The organism is Nocardioides sp. CPCC 206348 (assembly GCF_048654705.1).
Lineage (GTDB): Bacteria > Actinomycetota > Actinomycetes > Propionibacteriales > Nocardioidaceae > Nocardioides.
In genome coordinates, this window is the sequence record NZ_JBMCZA010000117.1 from 307 (window position 1) to 537 (window position 231).

1 pseudogene is annotated in these 231 nt (G+C 70.6%); it reads left to right on the forward strand.

The features are described from left to right. Window positions 1-231 (forward strand): annotated as a pseudogene (locus tag ACOADB_RS07095) (hypothetical protein); the annotation flags it as partial.

Genomic DNA, 231 nt, shown 5'->3' on the forward strand with positions numbered 1-231 from the left:
CTCCGAGCAGTTCGGCGAGGGTGGCACCGGCCTCGGGCTCGGCGACGGCACCGGAGTCCTCCAGGACCTCGCCGACCTCGATGCGCTTGCTGACCAGCTGTCGCAGGCCTACGGCGGTGCCCGGCTCGATGATGTCGACCTGGACAAGCTCGCCCGTCAGCTGGGCAACGAGGCCGCGGTCGACGCGCGCAAGTTGCAGGAGCTCGAGAAGGCGTTGCGCCAGTCGGGTGC